This window comes from Actinacidiphila alni (genome assembly GCF_900112845.1).
GTDB classification, from domain to species: Bacteria; Actinomycetota; Actinomycetes; order Streptomycetales; family Streptomycetaceae; genus Actinacidiphila; species Actinacidiphila alni.
On sequence record NZ_FONG01000007.1, the window covers coordinates 87912 to 105895 of the forward strand.

11 protein-coding genes are annotated in these 17984 nt (G+C 71.6%); 7 read left to right on the forward strand and 4 right to left on the reverse strand.

Annotated elements, in window-relative coordinates:
• Positions 1 to 28: 28 nt before the first annotated feature.
• Positions 29 to 400 (reverse strand): hypothetical protein, encoded by a 372-nt coding sequence (locus tag BM076_RS13600; RefSeq protein WP_093713971.1) that lies wholly within the window; start codon positions 398 to 400, stop codon positions 29 to 31.
• Positions 401 to 536: 136 nt separating this feature from the next.
• Complete coding sequence (locus tag BM076_RS13605; protein ID WP_093713761.1) at positions 537 to 1403, reverse strand: Gfo/Idh/MocA family protein; 867 nt, start codon at positions 1401 to 1403, stop codon at positions 537 to 539.
• Positions 1404 to 1649: 246 nt separating this feature from the next.
• Between BM076_RS13605 and glnII the strand changes: the two genes are divergently transcribed.
• Both glnII and BM076_RS13615 read left to right on the forward strand, forming a co-directional pair.
• Positions 1650 to 2669, forward strand: coding sequence for a glutamine synthetase (gene glnII, locus BM076_RS13610; protein ID WP_093713762.1), 1020 nt, complete (start codon positions 1650 to 1652; stop codon positions 2667 to 2669).
• A gap of 203 nt (positions 2670 to 2872) precedes the next feature.
• Positions 2873 to 4894, forward strand: a complete 2022-nt coding sequence (locus BM076_RS13615; RefSeq protein WP_093713763.1) for a hypothetical protein — start codon at positions 2873 to 2875, stop codon at positions 4892 to 4894.
• Between the two features lie 37 nt (positions 4895 to 4931).
• Here the strand turns inward: BM076_RS13615 and BM076_RS13620 are convergent, their stop codons facing one another.
• Complete coding sequence (locus BM076_RS13620) at positions 4932 to 5444, reverse strand: GNAT family N-acetyltransferase (RefSeq protein ID WP_093713764.1); 513 nt, start codon at positions 5442 to 5444, stop codon at positions 4932 to 4934.
• Between the two features lie 157 nt (positions 5445 to 5601).
• On the reverse strand, positions 5602 to 11061 hold the full coding sequence (pulA, locus tag BM076_RS13625; protein ID WP_407640654.1) for a pullulanase-type alpha-1,6-glucosidase: 5460 nt from the start codon (positions 11059 to 11061) through the stop codon (positions 5602 to 5604).
• 481 nt (positions 11062 to 11542) lie between these two features.
• Between pulA and BM076_RS13630 the strand changes: the two genes are divergently transcribed.
• From BM076_RS13630 to BM076_RS13650, 5 genes are all read left to right on the forward strand, one after another.
• Entirely contained in the window at positions 11543 to 12844 is a 1302-nt protein-coding gene (locus BM076_RS13630) for an extracellular solute-binding protein (protein ID WP_093713766.1), read from the forward strand.
• A 181-nt stretch (positions 12845 to 13025) separates the two neighbouring features.
• Positions 13026 to 14006, forward strand: a complete 981-nt coding sequence (locus BM076_RS13635; RefSeq protein ID WP_093713767.1) for a carbohydrate ABC transporter permease — start codon at positions 13026 to 13028, stop codon at positions 14004 to 14006.
• Between the two features lie 13 nt (positions 14007 to 14019).
• A complete protein-coding gene (locus BM076_RS13640; protein WP_093713768.1) occupies positions 14020 to 14931 on the forward strand; it encodes a sugar ABC transporter permease in 912 nt (303 codons plus the stop codon).
• Positions 14932 to 15014: 83 nt separating this feature from the next.
• Positions 15015 to 16835, forward strand: a complete 1821-nt coding sequence (locus tag BM076_RS13645) for a glycoside hydrolase family 13 protein (protein WP_093713769.1) — start codon at positions 15015 to 15017, stop codon at positions 16833 to 16835.
• A 34-nt stretch (positions 16836 to 16869) separates the two neighbouring features.
• The gene (locus BM076_RS13650) at positions 16870 to 17961 is read left to right on the forward strand and encodes a LacI family DNA-binding transcriptional regulator (protein ID WP_245796036.1); all 1092 of its coding nucleotides are present in this window, start codon (positions 16870 to 16872) and stop codon (positions 17959 to 17961) included.
• The last annotated feature ends 23 nt before the right edge of the window (positions 17962 to 17984 follow it).

Consider the following 17984-nt stretch of genomic DNA (forward strand, 5'->3'; position numbering starts at 1 on the left):
CGGGCGGGGCGCGCTCGGTGCGCCCCGTTCACGCCCCGGCCGGCTCGGGCAGCGCCACCCGGTCCGCGCTGGGTGCGATCCGCGGCAGCCGCGGTACGTAACCGCCGGACGCGCCGCCGTGTCCGCGGTGCACGAGCAGGCCGCTCACCGGGTCGGGTACGGCGTCCAGCGCGGCGCGGGTGCCGGGCAGCGAACGCCACGCCGACCAGGCGCTCTCGGTGCGGAAGGCGATCTCAAGGACCACGCCCCACGCGAATTCGAACCACGTCCACTGGACGGCGCCATTGGTGACCGCCGACTCCACGAGCGTCTGCGCGTACGCGTCGCGCCACTGGTCGGCGGAGGTCACCGCGTGCTCGGCGTCCAGGATCTCGATCGACCACCAGTCCGCAGGCCTCATGTCTTCGACCATAGACACCGGGTCCTGCGGCCGGAAGGGGTCGCGCGGCGGCGGGGATTGATCCTTTTGCGGCGGTTGATCCACGGGGGCGCGGGCCGCCGGAGAACCGCCGCCGGGAGCGCGGTCCGGGCTGCTGTCAGGACAGCTGCGCGGCGGCCTCGACGAGGATCTCCGTGACCCGCAGGCCGAACCGCGCGTCGCAGGTGTGCGGGGTGCCCGAGGTGAGCGCGGTGACGGCGTGCGCCAGCGCGTCCGTCGCCTCGCCTGCGATGTCCTCGGGGTAGCCCACCACGCCCTGGGTGCCGCGCAGTTCGATCGCGACGCCCGCGGCGGCCGGCGGCGCGGTCAGCGTGAGCACCGACGTACTGGACGCGCCCGACGCGTGACGCAGCGTCAAGTGCACGGTGTCGCCCGGGCCTTGGGCCGCGCGGACCGATGTGACGTCGCCGAGTACGGGCAGCAGGACGGACAGCGCGTGCGGGCCGACGTCCCACAGGCCGCCCTTCTCCCGGCGCCACGGCGAGTCGGCGAACGGGCTGTCGTCGGCGCTGAACACCGCGCTGTACCAGTCGGCCCTGCCCGTGTACCAGCCGCCGGCCGCCGCCTGCCGCTCGATCCATCCGGCGCTGCCCTCGCCGAAGCGCAGCGTGAAGAAGACCACCGAGCGGACGCCCGCCTCCTCGACCGCGTCGGCCACCGCCCTGGCATCCGCCACCGTCGTCGCCAGCGGCTTGTCCAGCAGCAGATGCTTACCGGCCCGCGCCGCCGTCACCGCGAGCGGCGCCTGGAGGTGCGGCGGCAGTGCCACCGCGACCGCGTCCACGTCCGCGATCAGCGCTTCCGCGTCCCCGTACGGCCGTGCCCCCAGCTCCCCGGCCAGCGCGGCCGCCGCTTCCGGCCTGCGGCCCCACACCCCGACCAGTTCCACCCCGGGGTGCGCCGCCAACGCGGGCCCGTGCGTCTGCCGTGCCCACGGCCCCGTCCCCAACAGCCCGAATCGCATGCTCATGCGCCGACCCTAGCCGCCGCGGATGCGGGTGCGGCCGGCCGCCTCCCCGCCGCATGTCCTCCACATCCTCCTCTGCCACCTCCGTCACCTCACTCCCGTCCCCGCTGCTCACGCGCGCTCGTTCACACTGGGTTAACACGAGGGCAACAGTCGGGAAAAGGGGTTTTGCGACGCTGCGCGTGGTCCGATCAGCGCAGCTCGGCCGCACCCGCGAAGACTGTTCGTTAAGGATGGCGCCCCGTGAGCTTCAAGGCCGAGTACATCTGGATAGACGGCACCGAGCCGACCGCCAAGCTGCGGTCCAAGACGAAGATCCTGGCCGACGGCGCCGAGCTGCCGGTGTGGGGCTTCGACGGTTCCAGCACCAACCAGGCCGAGGGGCACGCCTCCGACCGGGTCCTCAAGCCGGTCGCGTCCTTCCCGGACCCGATCCGCGGCGGGGACGACGTGCTGGTGATGTGCGAGGTCTTCGAGATCGACGGGACGCCGCACGTGTCGAACACGCGGGCCGCGCTGCGCGAGGTCGCCGAGCGCTACGCCGCGCAGGAGTCGCTGTTCGGCATCGAGCAGGAGTACACCTTCTTCCAGGGCTCGCGCCCGCTCGGCTTCCCCGACGGCGGTTTCCCCGCGCCGCAGGGCGGTTACTACTGCGGTGTCGGCGCCGACGAGATCTTCGGCCGCCCGGTGGTGGAGAAGCACCTGGAGAACTGCCTGGCCGCGGGCCTGGGCATCTCCGGCATCAACGCCGAGGTGATGCCCGGCCAGTGGGAGTTCCAGGTCGGTCCGCTGAGCCCGCTGGAGGTCTCCGACCACCTGTGGGTGGCGCGCTGGCTGCTGTACCGCACGGCGGAGGACTTCGGGATCTCGGCGACGCTGGACCCCAAGCCGGCCAAGGGCGACTGGAACGGCGCGGGCGCGCACACCAACTTCTCGACGAAGGCGATGCGCGAGAACTACGCCGCGATCATCGAGGCGGCCGAGTCGCTGGGCCGTGACGAGAAGCCGCTGGAGCACATCAAGAACTACGGCGTGGGCGTCGAGTCCCGCCTGACCGGCGCGCACGAGACCGCGCCGTGGAACGAGTACAGCTACGGCGTGTCCAACCGCGGCGCGTCGGTGCGCATCCCGTGGCAGGTCGAGGTGGACCAGAAGGGCTACATCGAGGACCGGCGGCCGAACGCCAACATGGACCCGTACGTGGTGACCCGGCTGATGGTGGACACCTGCGGCTCGGCGCTGGAGAAGGCCGGTCTGGTCTGACGTCCCCCGGGCCCGGCGAAGGGCGCCCGTCACCGCGCGTGGTGACGGGCGCCCTTCGTGCGTACGGCAGTTGCGGTACGGGCCGGGCCGCGCCCGTACGGCGACGGACCGTACGGCGACCGTGCGGACCGTACGGCGACCGAGCGGCGACCGCGCGGTGCGGGATCTCGTGACCATCGGATGATCCACTCGTTTGACGTGGCATGAACAGCCGATCGGCAGCCAGCGATTCCGCCCGCGACGAGCACGGCACGATCGCCGTGGAGGAGGCCGAGGCGGCACTCGTCGAGCACTATCCGCGACTGGTGCGGCTGGCGTATCTGGCGCTGCCGACCGGACTGGGCACGCACCGCAGGGTGTTGACCGCGCACCGCCTCGTCCAGCGCTCGTTGCCGCGCACCCCGCGGCCCGTCCCGGACTCCGCGGGCGCGCGTACGGCCGGTGCGCGCGGCGACGCGTACGCGCTGCTGCGGCTCACGGTCCTGCGGGAGGCGCTCGCCGACGGGCGCCGGGACGGCGGGAGTCCGGGCCGGTTCGGCCGGCTGCGGACGGCCGCCTCGGACGGTGCGGCGCTGCCGCGGGTCATCGGTCTGCGGCTGCATCCGCGGGCGGGCGGCAGCGAGGAACTGGCCCTGGAGCGCGCGCTGGCCGAACTGGAACCGCAGGCGCGCGCGGCCTACGCGCTGCGCGGGGTCGAGGAGTTGACCGAGGCCGAGGTGCTCACGGTGCTCAAGGCGGCAGGGGTCGCGGAGCCGCGCGCCGCGGTACGGGCCGCGGCCGGCGTCGGGGGCGGCGAACACCTGCTGACGGCGGGCGAGTTCGACCCCTGCACGCTCCAGGTGGGGCCGACCGATCTGCTGCGACGCCGGCAGCGCGGGCGGGCGGGCCTGGTGACGGGCGCCGCCGTCGCGGCGGCCGTGCTGCTGCTGTCGGGCTGGGCGGTGTGGGGCGGCGGGGACGGCGACCGCGGTTCCGCGTCGTACGCGGCCCCCGCGTCGTCGGCCGGCGCCGGGGACGCGGCCCGGGCGCTCGATCCGGCCGCCCTCGTACGGCAGGACCCCGAGGTGTGGGCGGCCACGTCGCGGATGGACTTCACGGCGTGGCCCGCGCGCGGCGGCCGGAAGGACGACAAGGCGCTGCTCGGCCGGGCGCTGGCGGTGTGGGCGCGGCCGGGCGCCGGGGTGGACGTCTCGGCGACGCCCGGCACCCCGCGCACCGCTCCCGCGTCGCCGCCGCAGTTGCTGTACGCGGGCGATGTCGACGGCGCGACCGTGGTGATCTTCTACGACGGGCTGCGGATCGTCCGTTACGCCCAGCCTCGCTCCGGTTCCGGTCGGGCGGCACTGGACTTCGCGCAGGTCCAGGACGCGGATGTGACGACGGCCGGGGCGGTCGTGATGGACCGGGTGGACGGCAACACCCGTTTCCTGACCGCCCCGTGGATCGCCGACGCGCAGACGCGCGACCTGATGAAGCCCAATGTGCTGGGCGCGCCGCTGCACCGGGACGCGGACGGCGTGACCGACCCGGTACGGATGCCGGGGGCGGGCGCCGCGGCCGGCACCTGTGGCGGCACCTGGCCGGTGGTGCAGCTCAAGTCGTCGTCGCGGATCGTGGAGAGCCACACCTTCCTGCTGACCGACCTCGGCGATCTGTCGCCGGTGCACCTGACGTACACCCCGCCGCCCGGCAAGGGCGCGCCCGCGCGGCAGCCGCGCGAGGCCACCGGGGCGCAGGCGCTGGTGAGTTGGGCGCACGACGCCTGTCATCTGGGCGAGCTGCGCGGGCAGGGTGTCAAGGCCGTCAACATGTGGGAATTCGCCCGCACCCCGCTGCCGGAGAAGGGCGGCGAGGCGTCCTGGACCTGCTCGCGCGCCGACACCTGGCGCGGGCCGGGCCAGGCGACCGTGTCCTTCGTCCCGCCGTCGGCCGGCGCCGCCGCGCCCGGCACGGTCACCGGGCAGCAGACCGACGGCAACGCGTGCAGCCGCTTCGGCCAGCACGTCATGGCGGGCGTGATGTGGAAGTCCGCGGCCGGCCACTGGTATCTCGTCGCGGCGGGCTCCCGCGACGTCACCCGGATCACCGCCACCGCGGGCCTGCGCGCCACGGCCGACGGCCCCTATCTCACCGCCCGCGCCCCGCGCGGCACCCGCGCCACCCTCACCGGCCGCCTCACCACGGGCGGCACCCTGACCCCGCTCCCGGCGCCGCGGGGCGACTGACCGCGGGCGCGGCCGGGCGGGCCAGGGGCCCGTCAGGTCATTCGCCGACCCGCTGCGGGGAACGTATGTCGGTGGGGACGCGCAGCACCATGCGGACGTGGTCGTCGACGCGGCCGTCCTCCTGCCAGCCCTGGTCGGCGTAGAAGGCGCGGGCGCGGGCGTTGGGGGCGAAGACCTCCAGGCGGGCGCGGGTGAGGCCGGCGGTCCGCCACACGTCGACGCAGGCGTGGTGGAGGGCGGTGCCCGCGCCGGTGCGCCAGACGGAGGGGTCGATGTGGAAGTGGAAGAGCTTGTCCTCGTCGTGGCGGGCGGCGAGCACGGCGAAGCCGACCACATGGTCGTCGCGGACCGCGCAGAGCACGGTGTGCTCGTCGGAGGCGATGGCCCTGGCCGTGGCCTCCCGCTGCCGTTCCAGCTCAGCCGGGCCGCTGTACTCCTCGGCCGGTATGTGTCCGGCGTAGTAGCTGGCCCGGGCACGCGCGTGGATGTCCGACAGGGCGCTCAGGTCTTCGGGCGTGGCAGGGCGGACCCTGGTGTGCGGGGTGCTCATGTGTGGCTGGACGCAGCCAGGGCAACATTGGTTCCCTCGGGCGCACGAACGCCTCCGTACAACGTGACGCCGCGGAGGGAGCCCGCGGTTCCTTCCGACGGCGGACCGCCGCGGAATCGGCCGGATACGGGCTCCCCCTGCGGGTGTCGGCCGACGCTCAGCCGGTCGCCCTGAACACCGCGACGGTGCGGCCCGGCACAGTGAAGGTGCCGGTGTCCGCCGCGTAGCGCGCCGTCTTCACGACCGGGTCGGCGCCGCCCGCCTGCACCGGGTGCAGGGCGTACGGGGTGCCGCGCAGCGTGTCGACGCGCTGCCGCTGCGTCGTCGGGCTCGCGTTGAGGACGATCACCAGGTCACCGGCCTTCATGGTGATGACGCCGGGCGTCTCGTCGGGCCCGGACAGCGGGAAGGAGATCTGCCGCTGGACCTGCGCCGCGGTGGTGAGCCGGAAGGCGGGTTCACCGGTGCGGATCCGCAGCAGGTCCTGATACGCGGCGGAGGCCGCGGTGATCCGCGCGCAGTCCGGGGTGAGCTGAGGCGCCGTCAGCAGCGGTTTGGCGTAGGGCCACTTGGGCGCGTTGTCGGCGGCGGGCGGCAGTCCGCGGCCGAAGCCGTTCGTGCTCCCCCCGGTGTCCGCGCACTGCCAGTGGATCGCGTTGAACCAGTCGCCGGAGTCGAAGGAATTGCGGTCGAGGGACTTGGACCGCAGCAGGTCGGAGCCCGCCTGGTAGAGGGCCGGGCCCTGGGAGAGTGCGGCGGTGGCCTCGGCGAGCACCTGCATACGGGCCCGGTCGGCGGCCGAGGTGCCAGCCGGCAGTTTGTAGGCGAGGGCGTCGTAGAGGGATTCGTTGTCGTGGGCGTCGACGTAGGCGAGGGCGTCGCCGGGCGCGTCGGCGTATCCGGCGGGCGCTCCGTTGTAGTCGATCTCGGCGCCGGTGACCTTCTTGCCGGCGGAGTCGGTGAAGCCGAACTCCTTGAGATTGCCGGTGAGTCCGACCTTGATCAGGTCCTGGTAGTGCAGCAGCCGAGCCTTCTGCTCGGCCGCGGTGCCGTTGTTCTGCGAGGAGTTGGGGTCGGTGTAGAGCCCGGAGACGAAGCCCTGCACGCCCGGGTCCTCGTCGAAGGGGCTGCCGCCGCGGACGGCGTCGCGCGCCCGGTCGGAGAAGGTGGCGATGCCGGTGCCCGCCATGTTGGCCTGGGTGGCCTGTACGAAGCGGGCGTCGTCGGCGACCTCGCCGAAGTTCCAGCCCTCTCCGTAGAGGATGATCTTCTTGCCGTCCACGCCGTCGTGGGCGAGGGTCAGCGCGTCCAGCGCCTTGCGGACGGCGAGGATATTGGCCTTGGGGTGGTGGCCCATCAGGTCGAAGCGGAAGCCGTCGACCTTGTACTCCTTGGCCCAGGTGACGATCGAGTCGACGACGAGCTTGCCCATCATCGTGTTCTCGGGCGCGGTGTTGGCGCAGCAGGTCGAGGTGGCGACCGAGCCGTCCGGCATCAGCCGCTGGTAGTAGCCGGGCACGATCTTGTCGAGCACGGAGGTGTCGGCCTGGCCGGCGGCGGAGGTGTGGTTGTAGACCACGTCCATCACCACGCGCAGGCCCGCGTTGTTGAGGCCCTGCACCATCTGCCGGAATTCCGTGGTGCGTTCCGGACCGTCCGGGTCCTTGGCGTAGGAGCCCTCGGGCACGGTGAAGTGGTACGGGTCGTAGCCCCAGTTGTACGCGTCCTTCGCCGCGGTCGCGGTCACGCACGCCTGCTGCCGGTCGCCGTCGGGGGCGTACGCGGTGAGGTCGCAGCCGGGTTCCGCCTGGTCCTGGGCGCGTTCGGGCACGGAGGAGAAGTCGAAGGCGGGCAGCAGGTGGACGTAATTGATGCCCGCCTTCGCGAGCGCCGTCAGGTGCTTCATGCCCGCGGACGAGGTGTCGGTGAAGGCCGCGTATTTGCCGCGGTCGGCGGCCGGGACAGTGGAGTCGGCGACGGAGAAGTCCCGGATGTGCAGCTCCTGGATCTGCGCCTGCCCGATGGGGGCGGCGGGCGGTTTGGCCTGCCGCGCCCAGCCCTTGGGCGCGAGCTTCGGGTCGTTCAGGTCGACGAGCAGGCTCCGCCTGGAGTCGGTGGTCAGGGCCACCGAGTACGGGTCGGTGACCTTGTTGACCACCAGCTTCCGCACACTGGGCGCCCAGACGGTCACGTCGTACAGATACGGCTTCCCCGTCCACGATCGGCTGCCGGTCACCGACCAGACGCCGCTCGCCGCGTCGCGCCGCATCGGTACGGTCCGGCCGCCGATCTCCACGCTCACGCTGTGCGCGGTCGGTGCCCACAGCGACAGGCTCGGGGTGCCGTGCCGGAAGACCGGGCCGAGCGTGGCGTGTTGAGCCGCCGCGCCGTACACATCGTCCAGTACGCCCTGCGTCTGGACGCCGGTCGCGGCCAGCAGGGCGCCTCCCCCAGAGCCTCCGGCCTGGGAGGTACCCCCAGCGGCCCGTTGGGTGGCGATGAGCTGGCCGCGCAGCGCGTCGGTGGCGCGGGCGCGGTCGCGCGGGTCGACCGTGAAGGCCGAATACCCCTTGAGCTGCGGGTATGTGGCGAGCTGTGCGGCGGTGAGACCGCCCGCGACCTTGGTGAGGCGCAGCCATTTGCCCTCGCCGGAGAGCGCGCCGTCCTTGATCGTGATACCCCCGTCGCGCGCGTAGACGAGCTGCTGGGAGGCGGACGCGGCGGACGTCTGCCAGGCGACGGTGTCGCGGTCGATCCACTGGGCCTGCGACTTGGTGAGGTCCAAGTCCGCTCCTGATCCCTGGGGTTGCGGCAGCAGATACTTTTCCGTGCCGCCGAGCAGCCACACCTCGTGGCCGGTCCCGGTCAGGTCGAGCGACTGGTCGCTGGGCAGATCCTTGGTGTCGCCGTTGTGCAGGATGTAGCTGAGCGAGGTCGCCCCGGCGGCCAGCGGGACCTCGTAGACGGCGCCGTAGGAGTCGATGCGGGCGGGCGTGATCGGAGCGCCCCAGTCGGTGGGCGTGGCGGCGCCGGTCCATACGTGCAGACCCCAGCCGGTGTAGTCGCCATCGGCCCGGTGGTAGTGCAGGACGGCCTTGCTCTGGTCCTGCGGCGGATAGGCGCCGTCCGGCGGCGTCGTGGCCACGTCCGGGCTGCCCTGGGTGATCCACACCTCGCCGGTCGCGGTGAGGTCGATCGCGCGGTCGCCGTCGGTGTCCTTGACGCCGTCCTTGTTCACCACGAGGAAGCCGACGTTGGACGCGCCCGGCTTGAGCTTCACATAGGCGAAGGCGCCGTACGCGTCGCGCCCGGTGAAGGGGTGGCCGGCCGGGTAGGTGGTGGCCTCGCCGTCGGCGATGTCGCCCCAGGCGTAGAGATTCCAGTCGGCGTAGTCCTGGTCGGTCCGCCGGTAGTGGACGATCGCGTAGTCGTGGCTGACCGCGGTGGGCGGCGGCGTCACCGGGGGCGTACCGGTGCTGGTGGCGGCCGTCGCCGAGGCCGTACGGCCGGCGCTGTCGATCACGACGGCCTTGTAGCGCACGGGGGTTCCGGCGGCCGTCTTCGGGTCGATGGCCTGCGTCACCTTGTACGGGGCGTGGTCGGCCGAGCCGAGCACCTGCCATGTGGCGTTGCCGGTCTGGGCGGCGAAGACGACGCGGTTGAGGCCGCCGCCGCTGACGTCGGCGGTCAGCTCGACGGTGCCGGTGGCGCCCGGCGCGGGCGCGGTGAGGGTGACCGCGGGCTTCGCGGCGGGCGCGGGCAGCGGCCGGGCGGCTTCGTACACCACCGCGCTCAGGGCCGGCACGGTGATCCGCAGCGAGCCGTCGGCGCCCGTGGTGGCCGTGCCCTTGGTCCCGTACAGCGCCCGGTAGGCGGCGTTCGGCGCGCCCGCCGCCGGGATCGTGACCGTCTTCGCGGCCGTCGCGTTGTTGACGGCCACCAGGTAGTCGTCGCGCGTGCGGGCGTCGGTGCGGGAGTAGGCGTAGACGCCGGCCGCCGTGCCGGGCTCGGCGTACCGCTCGGTCTGCACACCGTCGCGCAGCGCCGGGTGGTCTTTGGTGAGCTTCGACAGCGCAGCGATCGTCCGGTAGAGCGGGTGCGTGGGGTCGTACGCGTCGCTCGCGTGCGTCCGGCCGGTGCCGATCTCGTCGTCGTCCAGGTAGTCGGCGACCTTGGAGGCGAACATCGTCTGCCGGGCGTCCTTGTCGCCGCCGGCGCCGGTGAAGCCCTGCTCGTCGCCGTAGTAGACGACCGGATTGCCGCGGCCGAGGAACATCAGCTCGTTGGCCAGCTCGTCGCGGCGCAGCAGTTCGGCGTCGGTCGCCTTCGGGTTGTCCTGCGCGAGGAAGGAGCCGATCCGGCCCATGTCGTGGTTGCCGAGGAAGGTGACTTCCTCGTACGCGTTGGCCTTGTCGGTGGTGTAGCGGTAGTCCTGGCCGTAGAGATTGGCCAGCTTGCCCGCGGGCGCGCCCTGCGAGACGTAGGCGCGGGCGGCGTCCTGGAAGGGGAAATCGAGGGTGGCGTCGAGCCGGCCCTGGGTGACGTACGGCGAGGTGACCGCCGGGTCGGCGGAGTAGGTCTCGCCGAACATGAAGAAGTTCTTGCGGCCGTGCCGGGCCGCGTAGGTGTCCAGCGCGGTCGCCCACTGCGTCCAGAACGGCATGTCGACGTTCTTCACGGTGTCGATCCGGAAGCCGTCGACGGCGAAGTCCTTCACCCACTTCTCGTAGATCTTCTCCATGCCGGAGACGACCTCGGGGCGCTCGGTCCACAGGTCGTCCAGGCCGCTGAAGTCGCCCTGGTCGGCGCTCTCGCCGGCGAAGGTGGAGTCGCCGCGGTTGTGGTACATCGTCGGGTCGTTCAGCCAGGCCGGGACCTTGGCGTTCCTCTTGTCCGCGGGCACGGTCGGGGTGCGCGGGAAGGAGGCGGCGGTGACCTTCGGGAAGAGCTTCGTGCCGTCGGCGTACGTCGTGTCGTCGAAGGGGGTGCCGTCCGCGCTCAGGTACGGGAAGGCACCCTTGGACAGATAGCCGTAGGTGTTGTCGGTGTTCCCGATGACGTCGGCGGTGTGGTTGGTGATCACGTCGAAGAAGATCTTCATGCCCTTGGCGTGGGCGGCGGCGATCAGCTTCCGCAGGTCGTCATTGGTCCCGAAGTGCGGGTCCACCTGCGTGAAGTCGGTGATCCAGTAGCCGTGGTAGCCGGCGCTGGCGTCCTTGCCCGTGCCCTGCACCGGCTGGTTCTTGAAGATCGGCGCCATCCATATCGCGGTGGTGCCGAGGCCCTTGATGTAGTCGAGCTTCTTCGTCAGGCCCTTGAGGTCGCCGCCCTGGTAGAAGCCCTTGTCCGTGGGGTCGTAGCCGGTGGTGAGCCGGCTGCCGGTCAGTCCCCCGGTGTCATTGCCCCGGTCGCCGTTCGCGAACCGGTCGGGCAGCACGAAGTAGAACTGCTCCCGGGTGTCGTCGTGCCGCGCGGGCTGCGCCGCCAGCTCCCGGTCCGACGGCGGCCCCGGCGGCGCGGGCGCGCCGTGCGCCTCCGCCGTGGGAACGACCAGGGCCGCGAGCGCGGCCAGTGCGGTGGCGACGGCAGTACCCGCCACACGTCTCCGCGTGATCAGCGTGTTCCGCGTGCCACGTCCTCCGGTCCGCGACCGGTACGCGGGCAGCCTGAACGGCAGGGCCACGGGCGGTTCTCCTTGCGACTCCTCCGCCTTCCGGCGGAAAGGGGACAGCCTCGCGCCGGGGCCCCACGCGCATGAAAACCCGGTGCTCCCCGGCCTCGGTGCCGGGACTGTCCGGGACCGTATCCCCAGCCGACCGCTTACAGCAAGATGTCGTAAGGGATTCCAGTGAGTTGACCATTCCGGGCCGCCCCGGGGCGTACGGGCCGCCGGACCGCCCGTGCGCAGGCCGGACGACATCCGCCGGTAACGAAAGCGTCACACCGGACCCGACGCGCAGAAAGTTCCTTGCAACGTCTTTCGCAAGGGATTGCATCGCTGTTACGGTCCTGCCCAGCCCGAGTGGCCGCACGGGACGAATGCGGCCCGGCCTGGACGCACCAGGCGGACGGGCACTTCCCTCATCAAGGAGTCAGGTATGCGACGCGGCATATCCGCCGTGGCGATGGCCGCGGCCATCGTTCTCGGGGTCACCGCTTGTGGCGGTGGCGGTAGTGACAGCAAGGACGACAAGGGGTCGGCGGCCAAGGACCCGGCCGCGGTGGCCGGGTCGATCACGTACTGGGACACCTCGGACGCGAAGAACGAGGCTCCGACGTACAAGGCGCTGATCGCGGACTTCGAGGCGAAGTACCCGAAGATCAAGGTGAACTACCAGAATGTCGACTTCACCACGGTGGAGCAGAAGTTCAAGGCCGCCGCGCAGAGCGGCAAGGGCGCGCCGGACGTGATCAGGACCGACGTCGGGCTGATCCCGGAGTACGCGTCGCTGCACTACATCGCGCCGCTTGACGGCACCCCGGCGCTGACCGACACCGGCGACTACCTGGCCGGGCCGCTGAGCACCACCAAGTACGACGGCAAGAGCTACGGGGCGCCGTCGGTGACCGACACGCTCGGCCTGCTCTACAACAAGGACATCTTCGCCAAGGCCGGGATCACGGCGCCGCCGAAGACCTGGGACGAGCTGATCGCCGACTCCAAGACGATCAAGGAGAAGGTGCCGGGCGTCACGGGCACCTACGTCAACCCGGACTCGTACTTCCTGTTCCCGGTGCTGTTCGGCGAGGGCGCCGACCTGGCGGACCCGGCGGCGAAGAAGATCACGATCAACTCGCCGGAAGCGGTCAAGGCCGTCACCGAGGCGAAGAAGATCTACGACACCTCCTCGCTGAAGGTCGACTTCGCGAGCGCGTACGACAACATGCAGACGTCCTTCAGGACCGGCAAGGTCGCGATGCTGATCCAGGGCCCCTGGTCGGTCAGCGACGACCTGACCGGCAGCGCCTTCAAGGGCAAGGAGAGCAACCTCGGCTACGCGCCCGTCCCGGCCGGCTCCACCGGCAAGGCGCTGGCGCCGACCGGCGGCCACGACCTGGCGGTCTACCAGGGCTCGAAGAACCTGGACGCGTCGTACCTCTTCACGCAGTTCATGACGTCCTCCAGCAGCCAGCAGAAGATCGCGCTGAAGAACGGCACGCTGCCGACCCGGACGTCCGCGTACACCGCGGAGGTCACCAAGAACCCGCAGATCGCCGGCTTCAAGCCGATCATGGACACCGCCCGGCCGCGGGTGGCGCTGCCCCAGGTCGGCAGTCTGTTCACGCCGCTCCAGCAGCAGTACATCAAGATCCTGCAGGGCCAGACCTCGGTGCAGGACGGGCTCGACGCGGCGGCCAAGGAGTTCGGCAAGCTGCTGCCCGGTTTCAGCGTGCAGTGACCCCGTCGCCGTGCGACCCGTAGCCGTACGGCCCCGTGACCCCGGGCCGGCCGGCCGGGGCCCCGCCGCCTGAACAGGCGGGGCCCACGCGCCCGGCCGGCCGGTCCGGCCCCTCTCCCCCGCCGTGACCCGAGCGGCCCCCCAGCAGATCCCGAGCAGACCCCAGCAGAGCCGAGGAGCGATGACCACCGCCACCATGGACCCTCCCGCCCGGGTGAAGGCCCCCCGGCCGGGCCTCAGGACGTCACTGCGGCGGTCCTGGGACAAGTACTGGTACGCCTGGGTGATGGTCGCCCCGGTGATCATCGTCATCGGTGTGCTCGTCCTCTACCCGCTGGCGTACGGCATCTACCTGTCGCTGACCAACGCCACCGAGCAGAACGTCGCCAAGGACATCGGCCCGGTGCACATCGGCGCCTCGTACGACTTCGTCGGCCTGCACAACTACTGGCAGATCATCTCCGGCCAGGACGGCGACTTCTATCCGCGCCTGGAGTGGACGGTCATCTGGACCGTCTCCTGCGTCGCGATCACGTACGCCATCGGCCTCGGCATGGCGATGCTGCTCAACCGGCCGGTGCGCTTCCGGCTGTTCTACCGGCTCGCGCTGATCCTGCCGTGGGCGGTGCCCGCCTTCATCGGCGTCTTCGCCTGGCGGCTGATGTTCAACTCGCAGTACGGCGTCTTCAACGACATCATCACGCACCTGGGCATGCCCCAACAGGACTGGCTGGGCACGCCGTTCGCGCAGAAGGTCGCGGTCATCATCGTCAACGTCTGGTGCGGTGTGCCGTTCATGATGGTGGCCACCCTCGGCGGACTCCAGTCCATACCCAACGAGTTGTACGAGGCGGCCGAGATGGACGGCGCGACGCCGTTGCAGCGCTTCCTCAATGTGACGCTGCCGGGCCTGCGCCCGGTCACCAGCACGGTGATCCTGCTGAGCACCGTGTGGACGTTCAACATGTTCCCGATCATCTTCCTGCTGCTCGGCAACAACACCACAGGGGACACCGACATCCTGGTGACCTACGCCTACGAGAAGGCGTTCACCGGGGTGTCCGACTACTCCGGCGCCGCGGCCTACGGCATCGTCATCCTCCTCATCCTTGTGGCCTTCTCCACCTTCTACCGCCGCCAGTTGAAGTCCGAGCAGGTCTAGGAGCCGGATCACCATGAGTGCCACCACCCATCGCGGCCCGGCCGCCACCGCCCCCGCCTCCCGTACCGGTACGTCGCCGAGGACCCGCAAATACCGCCCGCGCGGCTCCCGCGGCCGCGGCGCGTCGGTCGCGCTGCACGCCACGCTGCTGACGGCCAGCGCCGTCGCGGTCTTCCCCGTGCTGTGGATCGTCTTCATCTCGCTCGGCCCCGGCAGCGCCTGGCAGCAGCCCTCGGAGGTCGTGCACCACCTGGGCCTGGCCAACTACCGCTTCGTGCTGTTCCACTCCAGCTTCCCCAAGTGGTTCCTCAACTCGGTGATCGTCGCCGCGGCCACCACCCTGCTGGGCGTGCTGATCGCGGCCAGCTCCGGCTACGCGATCTCCCGGATGAAGTTCCCCGGGCACAAGTCGCTGATGTGGACCTTCCTGATCACCCAGATGTTCCCGGTCGCCGTGCTGATCGTGCCGCTGTACAACCTGATGGCGCAGCTCGACCTGATCGACACCTACCTCGGTCTCGTCCTCGTCTACTGCACGATCTCGGTGCCGTTCTGCGCCTGGATGCTCAAGGGCTACTTCGACACCATCCCGCGCGACATCGACGAGGCGGGCCGGGTCGACGGCCTCACCCCGTTCGGCACCTTCTGGCGGCTGATCGTGCCGCTGGCCCGGCCGGGTCTCGCGGTCACCGCCTTCTACAGCTTCCTCACCGCGTGGGGCGAAGTCGCCTACTCCAGCCAGTTCATGAGCAGCAAGCACGCCACGCTCGCGGCCGGCATCCGCACCTTCGCCTCCGACCAGCGCGCGGACTGGGGCAGCATGACCGCCGCCTCGGTGGTGATCGCGATCCCGGCGGGCATTGTCTTCCTGCTCGTCCAGCGCCATCTGGTGGCCGGCCTCACCGCCGGCGGCACCAAGGGCTGAGCACCCGCCCCCCCCGACCCACCCCGTACGCAATCCAGTTGTCGTTCCCCCGCCGCCGAAGGCCCGGAACAATGAAGGAAGCCATGAGCCAGCACCTCACCCACGCGCCCAGCTCCGCAACCGCCGACGCCGTCGGCGAGGTCGACGCCGAGCGCGGGGACTGGTGGCGCGACGCGGTCATCTACCAGGTCTACCCGCGCAGTTTCGCCGACGGGAACGGCGACGGCATGGGCGACCTGCCCGGGGTCACCGCCCGGCTGCCGTACCTGCGCGACCTGGGCGTGGACGCGGTGTGGCTGTCGCCGTTCTACGCCTCCCCGCAGGCCGACGCCGGTTACGACGTGGCCGACTACCGGGCCGTGGACCCGATGTTCGGCACCCTCAACGACGCGGACGACCTGATCAGGGCCGCGCACGCGCTGGGTCTGAAGGTGATCGTCGACCTGGTGCCCAACCACTGCTCGGACCAGCACGAATGGTTCAAGCGGGCGCTGCACGAGGGCCCGGGTTCGCCGCTGCGCGAGCGCTTCCACTTCCGCCCCGGCAAGGGCGCGGCCGGTGAACTGCCGCCCAACGACTGGGAGTCCATCTTCGGCGGCCCCGCCTGGACCCGTACGGTGAACCCGGACGGCACACCCGGCGAGTGGTATCTGCACCTGTTCGCGCCCGAGCAGCCGGACTTCAACTGGGACCACCCGGCAGTGCACGACGAATTCCGCTCGGTGCTGCGCTTCTGGCTGGACCTGGGCACCGACGGCTTCCGGATCGACGTGGCGCACGGCCTGGTCAAGGCCGCGGGCCTGCCGGACATCGGCCACGCCGAGCAGCTCAGCCTGCTGGGCACCGCGGCCATGCCGTACTTCGACCAGGACGGCGTGCACGAGATCTACCGCGGCTGGCGCCGGATCCTCGACGAGTACGCGGGCCCCGCCGGCGAGGAGCGGATCGCGGTCGCCGAGGCGTGGACGCCGACGATCGAGCGGGCCGCGCTCTACCTGCGCCCCGACGAGCTGCACCAGGCGTTCAACTTCGAGTATCTGAGCACCTCCTGGGACGCGGCGGCGCTGCGCAAGGTTATCGACACATCGCTGACCGCGATGGGCGCGGTCGGCGCGCCCGCCACCTGGGTGCTGTCCAACCACGACGTGACCCGGCACGCGACGCGCTTCGGCAACCCGCCGGAGCTGGGCACCCAGCAGCGCGAGCCGGGCGACCGCGAACTGGGCCTGCGCCGGGCGCGGGCCGCGATCCTGCTGATGCTGGCGCTGCCCGGTTCCGCCTACCTCTACCAGGGCGAGGAGCTGGGGCTGCCGGACGTCACGGACCTGCCGGACGAGGTGCGGCAGGACCCGTCGTTCTTCCGCGCGGCCGGGCAGGACGGCTTCCGCGACGGCTGCCGGGTGCCGATCCCGTGGTCGGGCGACGAGCCGCCGTACGGCTTCGGGCCGGCGGGCGGGCCGAGCTGGCTGCCGCAGCCGAAGAGCTGGGCGGCGCTGAGTGTCGCGGCGCAGACCGGCGACCCGGCGTCCACCCTGGAGCTGTACCGGTCGGCGCTCGCGGTCCGCAGACAGCGCCAGGAGCTGGGCGCGGGCACCGCGGTGACCTGGCTGGACGCGCCGGAGGGGGTGCTGGCCTTCCGCCGGGACGCCCCCGGCGGCGGCTTCGTCTGCACGGTCAACCTGACCTCGGAGCCGGTCCGGGTGCGGCTGCCGGCCGGGAGCCGGGCGCTGCTGTCCAGCGGCGCCGACTACGCTGAGGGGGTGCGTCCCGCGGTCGCGGACGCGACGGCGGACCGGCCCGCGGGCGGCCCGCTCGGCGTCGGCGGCCCCGTGACCGACAATCCCGTACATGACGGCATTGAGCCGGTTATCGCCGCGGACACGGCAATTTGGTGGGCGATCTGACGTGGTGGCGTTCCGTCCCCTAGCATCCGGTGCTGTGACCGCGCGGCTCGCAGACATCGCAGCCCAGGCGGGGGTCAGTGAAGCGACGGTCAGCCGGGTACTCAACGGCAAGCCCGGTGTCTCCGCGACCACCCGTGAATCCGTACTGGCGGCGCTCGACCTCCTGGGGTACGAGCGGCCGGTCCGGCTGCGTCAGCGCAGTGCCGGCCTGGTCGGGCTGATCACGCCCGAGCTGGAGAACCCGATCTTCCCGGCCTTCGCGCAGATCATCGGGCAGGCGCTGACCCGGCAGGGGTACACCCCGGTGCTGGCCACCCAGACGCCCGGCGGCTCCACCGAGGACGAACTGGTGGAGATGCTGGTCGAGCGCGGGGTGGCCGGGATCATCTTCGTCTCCGGGCTGCACGCCGACTCCACCGCCGACATGGAGCGCTACACCCGCCTGCAGGGCCAGGGCGTGCCGTTCGTGCTGATCAACGGCTTCTCGGAGAAGGTCAACGCGCCGTTCGTGTCACCGGACGACCGGGGCGCGGTACGGCTGGCCGTCACCCATCTGGCGGCGCTCGGGCACCGCAGGATCGGTCTGGCGGTCGGGCAGAAGCGTTTCGTCCCCGTGCAGCGCAAGATCGAGGGCTTCGTGGCGTCCATGGCGGACGTGCTGGGCCGCACCGAGGAGCAGGCGCAGGAGCTGGTCCAGCACTCGCTGTTCACCCTGGAGGGCGGCCAGGCGGCGGCCACCGCGCTGATCGCGTCCGGCTGCACCGCGATCGTCTGCGCCTCCGACATGATGGCGCTCGGCGCGATCCGGGCGGCCCGGCAGCAGGGCCTGTCGGTGCCGGACGACGTGTCGGTGGTGGGTTTCGACGACTCGCCGCTGATCGCGTTCACCGACCCGCCGCTGACCACCATCCGGCAGCCGGTGGCGGCGATGAGCCAGGCCGCGGTGAACGCGCTGCTGGAGGAGATCGGCGGCACCCCGGCGCCGCACAGCGAGTTCGTCTTCCTCCCCGAGCTGGTCGTCCGCGGTTCGACGGCCGCGGCGCCCGCCGTACGGAGCACGCCGGTGCCGCCGCAGCAACCCTCCTCAGGAGTGACACGCGGGACACCGGATCCGACCGAAGTCTGACCTGCGATACGGGGCGAATCTGG

Excerpts from the sequence above, each read along its gene's own strand:
- BM076_RS13605 (WP_093713761.1), bottom strand. The coding sequence starts at position 1,403 with ATGCGATTCGGGCTGTTGGGGACGGGGCCGTGGGCACGGCAGACGCAC.
- BM076_RS13600 (WP_093713971.1), bottom strand. The coding sequence starts at position 400 with ATGAGGCCTGCGGACTGGTGGTCGATCGAGATCCTGGACGCCGAGCAC.
- BM076_RS13630 (WP_093713766.1), top strand. The coding sequence starts at position 11,543 with ATGCGACGCGGCATATCCGCCGTGGCGATGGCCGCGGCCATCGTTCTC.
- BM076_RS13615 (WP_093713763.1), top strand. The coding sequence starts at position 2,873 with ATGAACAGCCGATCGGCAGCCAGCGATTCCGCCCGCGACGAGCACGGC.
- BM076_RS13635 (WP_093713767.1), top strand. The coding sequence starts at position 13,026 with ATGACCACCGCCACCATGGACCCTCCCGCCCGGGTGAAGGCCCCCCGG.
- BM076_RS13620 (WP_093713764.1), bottom strand. The coding sequence starts at position 5,444 with ATGAGCACCCCGCACACCAGGGTCCGCCCTGCCACGCCCGAAGACCTG.
- BM076_RS13640 (WP_093713768.1), top strand. The coding sequence starts at position 14,020 with ATGAGTGCCACCACCCATCGCGGCCCGGCCGCCACCGCCCCCGCCTCC.
- BM076_RS13645 (WP_093713769.1), top strand. The coding sequence starts at position 15,015 with ATGAGCCAGCACCTCACCCACGCGCCCAGCTCCGCAACCGCCGACGCC.